This window comes from Microcoleus sp. FACHB-831, assembly GCF_014695585.1.
In the GTDB taxonomy this organism is placed as follows: Bacteria; Cyanobacteriota; Cyanobacteriia; order Cyanobacteriales; family FACHB-T130; genus FACHB-831.
This window is the reverse complement of the sequence record NZ_JACJON010000008.1, coordinates 1-7434: the sequence shown is the minus strand read 5'-3', so window position 1 is coordinate 7434 and position 7434 is coordinate 1. Positions and strand designations below refer to the sequence as shown.

Sequence of the window (7434 nt, the reverse complement as noted above, 5' to 3'; positions counted from 1 at the left end):
CCCGATTTCTCACCAATTGAAAATTGTTGGTCGAAAGTCAAAAGTATACTACGTTCGCTCAGTCCCAGAAATTATCCAGATTTAGCCAAAGCAATTGAAGAAGCTTTTAATAAAGTGTCTCTACAAGATATCCGTAACTGGTTTACTCACTCCTGTTACTGTACCTCACTAGAGTAGTAAACGCTATATCGAGAAGATTGAAGCAGAGATGCCTAATCTTCATTTATAATTTCTCCCGGAATATAGCCCGGACTATAACTTAATTGAATTGGCATGACATTTTACAAAAGAATATGTTGCTAATCGACTGTTCAAATCAATTGAAGAGCTAGAGTATTTATTACATTAGCTTAGCTTTTGAATGAATGCTATTATCACAGTTTAAATGCACAACAGCTTAGATTGTATTGATTGACAGAATAGAGATTTTGGAGTTTGCCTTCCGGGAGAGTGACGGAAGAGGGATATATTTGGGACAGGTCTATTGGTTGCAGCGAAGTTTTTCAGGATTAATTTGAAACTGGATATTAGCCATATTCCGCTTTCCAGGTAACTCTTGCGCCTCCAAAACGTACCCATCCTGCTTCAGTTCCTCAATAGTTCGCCACAAAATTTGGTTATTTCTAGATGCGTTACTGCCCAAGAGGTCGAGATTTTTAAATAGATATTGCTTAGAAATTACTAGATATTCTCCATAGAGCGGTGTATCCCATTTCATACGGCTAGCCAGATAAATCAGCAGCTTCATTTTATAGTCGTGCTTGGCATTACTTCCCCATTTTTGAGTTGTGTCGATGCTCTTGGAAAACAACACGCAGTCTCCCGTCCGGCTCGGCCCCTCAAAAAATTCCAGCGCTACGGTGTAAGCATCTGCTAGCTCATAAGTGTAATCGGCAGCCTTGAGTAAATCAAAGTCTCTCGGCACGTTATCGATTTCATAGTCTCGGATGCGGAGGATACTTTTGACAATGACCTTCGCTCCCATGGTGTTGCCTTTTTTGAGAGACTGAGCGAGTACAAGTTCGGTTCTGTGGAGAGCAACCAAATCTTGGTTAAGCTGCGATCGCGATCGAGCTGTGATACTACCATCTTTAGCAGGGGTATAGCCCAAACTCTCCAAAAGTTCGTTGGAACGAAAAGAAACTAAAGAGCTATTACCCTGCTCGGCTGCTTTTTTATACAAAAACAACACAATTGCAACCTGTCTTTGATTTAAAAATGTCAGCAATGCCACGAACAAGCGCTGCACTCGACGGTCTTGAATTTTTTCTAATCCCTTGCTTATGCCTTGGTCTGTACAAGCTTTCAAATCTAGATTGGCATAGTGAGCTTTCAGTTCCTCCCACTCCAATTCTGTTAGGTTCTCCAACGATACTCGACGAGTAAGGGCTACTTCGCTTTTGTCTTGTGAGCTAGCATCAACCCGCATCTCCAAATAATAACCCTCTGCATCTTTCCGAAGAATCGGTAATCTTACATCGGGATTTCTAATCGAAGCTCCCGCCCTAGGCAGCACCATCAGCAGTTGTCCATCTACCGGAAAAATAGAATCTTTTTTGCTCACACCTAGTACCGTACCCACTGTTTGAGCAAATTTTATCAAGAGCAGTTTACTTTAGATGAGTGTCATGTTGTTTAGAAACCAGTAACTGCCAAATGTAACAAAACTTCATTAAGATCTGTGACTCCGGCGTATAGTTTTACCTGTGACTCCGGCGTATAGTTTTACCTGTGACTCCGGCGTATAAACAGCTCGTTTTACCTGTGACTCCGGCGTATAGTTTTACCTGTGACTCCGGCGTATAGTTTTTTTGGGTTGATTTTTGGAATGCTGATTACGTGGTGCATCTGGAAGTTGACCTGTGACTCTGGCGTATAGTTTTACCTGTGACTCCGGCGTATAAACAGCTCGTTTTACCTGTGACTCCGGCGTATAGTTTTACCTGTGACTCCGGCGTATAAACAGCTCGTTTTACCTGTGACTCCGGCGTATAAGTGATATCAGCCCTCTTGAAATTGCAAGTTTTCAATGTTAGCCTCTCAACATTCCACACCAATTTAAAAGCGGAATGTCTATTACTAAACTGAAGTAGGGGTGCTATGTTTGCAACCAGCATCAGCATTGCTTGCCTTAAGCAAGCTTGCATTTCACCAAGTAACGTAAACAACCAAAAGCGCCAAGAATCCTTGCGATCGCATTCTTGACGCTTTTGGCTTATTAAGTTCAATACCAATAAGCTAGAGACAACAACGAAAATCTGCGTCTTCTCACAACTTACGAAACTGAATTGAAACTACGCAGTACTACCTGCGAGCTACAACCTTCTTTGGGGCTATTTTAAGTGTAGCATGGGTTTCCGTCAGACCGTAAGTGAGGGTCGTACTTTTTCCGCTGTCTTAGCTCCGTACAACCAACAATCCCGGAGTTTTTGACCGATATGGATATTACGCCCAAACACTTTGCAATTCGAGAATTGGTTGATTTTGATGCTAAAGGTCGCGCTGCTTGCCCTAGCTGCCTTGAAGACGGCAAGAAGGGACAAAAAAATTTATTTGTTAATTCTGATGGCAAATACTGGTGCTACCGAGGTTGCAATACGGCACAGATCCGGGCAGCATTGGGCGCTCCACCACCAAGTCAGCCGATTAACCTATCGGGTTTGCTGCCAATCCATTACCGACAAAAATCAGCGACGCAGAAAGCCTTTAAATGTACGGTAACTCAGAAGCAGCTTGAGCAATCCAATAAGCGATTGCTACATCGTCAGGGAACTCCTCAACAGCAGGCACTATTATGGCTCGAAGCTCGCGGCTTTTCTCAAGAAATGATTCGGCACTATCGATTGGGACTTGAGCAACGTTGGATTACTCCTAATGAAAACAAGCCAGAGACTCGTGAGTGCTACTGGTCAATCGCAATCTACATCCCTACTAAGGAATCGGGACAGTTTTATAAGAAGATGCGGGTGGCTCCCTGGTTGGTCGGGGATACAAGGCCCGACTATGTTAGCAAATGGTGCCAATACGGTGTCCCTGCAACAATCTGGTTTACGTACTTACCTGAAAATGCAGAAGCTACCTGGTATTGCGAGGGTGAATGGGATGCCATGCGCCTGGGCTGGTTAGCTCGTCAGCAGAAAGCTAAGGTTGCGGTTTGCTGTTCCACCGCAGGTTGCAATACCGTACCCAAACAAGAACACCTCAAACACCTACCGGGGATTATCACCATCTTTTTCGACCGCAACGACGAACCGCGCAAAGATGGAACCATTCCAGGCGATGAAGGAGCCAAAAAACTTGCCAACGCATTGGCAGGTCGAGGACGGATAGCTAAAGTTCCCATGCCAGATGGGTGCGATCTCAAGGGTTGGGATGTAAGTAATGCTCTGGATGCAGGCTATACCTGGTCAGATTTCCAAGCAGCAACAATCCTGGCAAAAACCGAACTGGATCGGCAACAAAACCAAAGCCAGAATAACCAATTTGATAGTCCATCACCGCACCCCCTAACTGCAGCTGGAACGAGGTCAGTAGAAGCAATGTCTTTGCGCGATCGCATTTTAGAAATTCTCGACCGCTATGACACGCCATCGCTACGAGATGTCGCTCTGATGGATCTCGCTCGCACCAGCAGGTATCCCTATCGGGAGGTTGAGAAATTAGCCAAGGACTTGGCAATTGAAGTGGACTTACAAACTGATCAAGCCGAGGCAGCGAAGAAACTTGCCAATCTTATCAAGACTCAACCAACTCAACTCAATCTCTACCGTTACCTAGAACCTTGGTTTGCAGAAATAGTGACCCAGACAGCTTTGGCGATGCCTACTGCTCCAGAGTTTCTTTTCACCACTCTGCTCCCAGCTGCTGCTTCGCGGGTGGGTACTGCTGCCAGAATTGTTATTAAACCTAGCGTCAAATACACGCAACCTTTGGTTTTTTGGACTGCGATTGTCGCCAACTCCGGTTCCATGAAAACCCCAGCTCAACGAGTTATTCTAGATCCCTTAGTAGCTTTAGAAACCGAAGCGTACAAATCCTATCTTGAAGAGCAAGCAGACTATCAGGCAGAGCAAGAAGCAAACAAACGTAAAAAGCCCAGTAGCGAGACTTCGGAAAAACCATTATCAGCTCCCACGCGTAAACGCTATCTGACCAAAGACATCACCCTGGAAACCCTGCAACGCATCCACGGTCAAAACCCTAGAGGACTGCTTTATTACCGCGATGAATTAGCAGCCAACACTAAGGCTCGTAACCAGTACCGGGGCGGTCATGGTGCCGATGAGGAGGCTGAACTAGACCAATGGAACGGCGGAGCCATTCTTTATGACAGGGCAGAAAAGTCTGTTTGTTTGCCGCGTTCTGCCATTTCTCGCACTGGAGGCTATCAGTGGGAAGTTTTGGGCAAACTGATGGGGGACCACAAAGACTTCAACGGTAACTTTGCACGCTGGCTCTTCTGTGCGGCTAAAACACCTTTGCGCTACCTGCGGCTGCTAGAAGAGGAGCAGGATACAGGAATCTCTGAAGCCTTGACCTACTTATACGTGGAGCTGGAGAAAGTTCCCGAGCAGGATTACCTGTTGAGCCACGAAGCTAAGCAATTGCTGGAAATTTGGCAACACCAGTTAGTTGATGCCCAACTTGCTGAAGATGACTTTGGGTTACAGGTAGCCTTCCCCAAAATCGAAGCCTACACCGCTCGTTTAGCATTATGGCTGCATATCGTCAATGCAGTGCTCCGAGGCGAACGACCATCTCAGGTAGTTAATGGGGACACGATGGAGAAGGCAATTGAGTTAGCTGCTTATTATATGTGGCAGTACCGTTTGATTCATACCCATAATTCTCCAGATGCGGGATTAGCAGGACTAGGGCTGAAGGTACAGAAATTTGCCGAACGAACCGGGCAGGTTACTGCCTCTACCCTCAAAAGCGGGATTCGTACCTTGAGAAAGATGGCGAATGAGCAAATTCGCCAGCTGATGCAAACTCTAGCTAGCGCTGGGTATGGTCGCATTGTTGGGAAAGAATCTCAGATGGTTTATATTCCCCTACCAGTTAATACCTCTTCTCAAGACAAGAAGGGTGAAGATCGCAGCGGTAGCAGTTGTCAATTTGTCAGTTCAGTAACTAAGTACGCTGTTATGACTAAGGTTGGGTCGGTTGACAGAAACTGTCACTCAGAATGTCAATTGTCAACTGTTCGGACAGATACTTCGGAGGACGGCTCTCCATCAGAAATATCAGGTCAGGGGCTGACATCTATATCTAAAGACAGTATTAGTAAAATTGACGCGATTGACACCCCATTGGCAGAAGTGTCAATGCCCGAACCTCCAATAAGGCAAGGTTTTCAAGTTTCAGTTGACACAATTGACACAAATGAGGGAACTCACAAGAAATCAGCTTTGAGTGACCTCAGTATCATCGAAATGACCTCATCTAAGATAGATGTTTCAGACGCAACCTTTGAGCGAGAGCAAGATGCGCATATCTCCCTTTCAGATACAGATACCTCTACACCTTCTTGGAAAGGGTTTAAGGTGGGCGAAAGAGTGATGTTGAGCTACTACCGGATAGGAGTAAGTGCCGCTGTCATCGATCCAGCACAACATCCAAAAATGGCGGCTCAACCCGGTTCGGATTATGTTCCTATCATGCCTACTGACACTGGAAGACCAGAATGGTATCCAGCAGCATGGGTGCGGTCAGCAACGGCTGGAGCTGGTTAAACAACCAGTTGTCTTGTCTGTCGTGCATTTTTTCTCCACTTGCCTCCCTGCTTAGTAATAGGTTTTCCTCAAAGTTAGGAGAAAGTTGAACGGCTATTGGCATTCCAGCAAACAAAACAAAGTTTTGAGCATTTAAGTTTGAGTCGTCGATGGATAACTTAAGTTGCAAGCAGCCGGAAAATTTGAGTAATGGCGATAGTCCAGCACTCGAAAAGCAGCCATCAACATCAAACGTGATATGTGAGTGTTTTGACAGCGTTCAATATCTGATTGGGCTATCTACTAAGGAAATTAATCCTCTTAAACTCACCCCTCATCCCACGAACGCATATATTTACGGTTTGGATGAAGATGTCTCTGATTTGGTGGAATTAATAAAACTTGGGCGTGAAATTCGCCCCTTGATCGTCACCCCTTCTGGTACTATTATTAGCGGACATCGCCGCAACCGAGCTGCCATCATCTTGGGATGGTCAACAGTGCCAGTGGAAGTGAAGCAGTTTGATTCGCCGATGGACGAACTGGCGTTGCTGTTGCGGGAAAACACATACCGGAACCGAACCGTCGAACAACGCATTCGAGAAGGCTGGTATTGGGAATTGGTGGAAGTAGCCTCTGCCAAGCAAAGGCAAGTAGCCGGACTGAAGCAGAATCAGCCCAATACCGTTCGGGTAAATTTACCCGAACGGATAAAGGGTAAATTTACCCACATGGAGAATGTGAACTCTTTGGATGGTTCACAGGAAGCTAGACGCACCCGCAATCGGGTATCCGTGCGGGTGGGATTAGGTGGTAGCAGTTACGACCGGGCTTCTAAAGTGTTGAAAGCCATTGATTTAATGCAACAGGATAACCCAGAGTTAGCCAACGCTTGGAAAAAGGTTTTAAATAAGCAATCCATTGATGCTGCTTATAAATTGCTCAAATCGCCTTCACAATGGCGCGAACGTATTTTGCAGGTGCTTTCTACAGGATTAGCCGATACTACTATAAAAGCGATCGCGCATCTCAAAGCCAAGACTTGCGCCCTTAACCCCAATTTTGAGGCACAGGAGCAACCAGCAGGCAATCCCTTGACTTTCGCTGCGGCTGATTTGGTTCAGGTGAATTTGAGTTACATGAAAAATGCCGGAGATTTGCTGAAGTGGAACGGGTACTGGGGAGAGGTGCTGGCAGTATCGTTAACAGGCATTTTAACGGTGAACATGGGAGCGAGCGTTATCAAGCTGATGGGTAAAGATGTGCTAAAAATTGATGGAATTGAGCTAAACATCGCCCAACGGGTTCTAGAGCTTAGAAAACACAAGGAACTAAGTGGTTTGGATGAATTAATCCTTAATTTTATCCAAAAGCAACACTGCCTTAAAAATAAGGAACTAGAACACTTACAATTGATTGAGAGTAGATTTTATAGCAATACTATGTAATTTTTAAATATTTTGTTATCGATGTATACCTATAGAAAAAAATTTAGTTAATATCTTAAACTTTAGAATAATTTAGTTAAAAATATATAGCGTTTACTACTCTAGTGAGGTACAATAACAGGAGTGAGTAAACCAGTTACGGATATCTTGTAGAGACACTTATTAAAAGCTTCTTCAATTGCTTTGGCTAAATCTGGATAATTTCTGGGACTGAGCGAACGTAGTATACTTTTGACTTTCGACCAACAATTTTCAATTGGTGAGAAATCGGG

The 7434-nt window shown here is 44.9% G+C and carries 3 protein-coding genes and 2 pseudogenes; 3 read left to right on the top strand and 2 right to left on the bottom strand.

Translation table 11 applies throughout. The features are described 5' to 3' along the window. Positions 1–177: pseudogene (locus tag H6F77_RS27660) on the top strand (IS630-like element ISMae26 family transposase); the annotation flags it as partial. Positions 178–481: 304 nt separating this feature from the next. Here H6F77_RS27660 and H6F77_RS00195 read toward each other — a convergent pair. Beyond that, the gene (locus H6F77_RS00195) at positions 482–1564 is read right to left on the bottom strand and encodes a hypothetical protein (RefSeq protein ID WP_190484081.1); all 1083 of its coding nucleotides are present in this window, start codon (positions 1562–1564) and stop codon (positions 482–484) included. Positions 1565–2438: 874 nt separating this feature from the next. On the opposite strand from H6F77_RS00195, the gene H6F77_RS00190 reads away from it, so the two are divergent. Further along, entirely contained in the window at positions 2439–5735 is a 3297-nt protein-coding gene (locus tag H6F77_RS00190; RefSeq protein WP_190484080.1) for a DUF3987 domain-containing protein, read from the top strand. 149 nt (positions 5736–5884) lie between these two features. Beyond that, positions 5885–7162: a ParB/RepB/Spo0J family partition protein gene (locus tag H6F77_RS00185; protein WP_190484078.1), complete on the top strand. Its 1278-nt coding sequence runs from the start codon at positions 5885–5887 to the stop codon at positions 7160–7162. 96 nt (positions 7163–7258) lie between these two features. Here the strand turns inward: H6F77_RS00185 and H6F77_RS27655 are convergent. Then, a pseudogene (locus H6F77_RS27655) lies at positions 7259–7434 on the bottom strand (IS630-like element ISMae26 family transposase); the annotation flags it as partial.

Coding starts and splice junctions, on each gene's coding strand:
- H6F77_RS00185 (WP_190484078.1), top strand. CDS start 5,885: ATGGATAACTTAAGTTGCAAGCAGCCGGAAAATTTGAGTAATGGCGAT.
- H6F77_RS00190 (WP_190484080.1), top strand. CDS start 2,439: ATGGATATTACGCCCAAACACTTTGCAATTCGAGAATTGGTTGATTTT.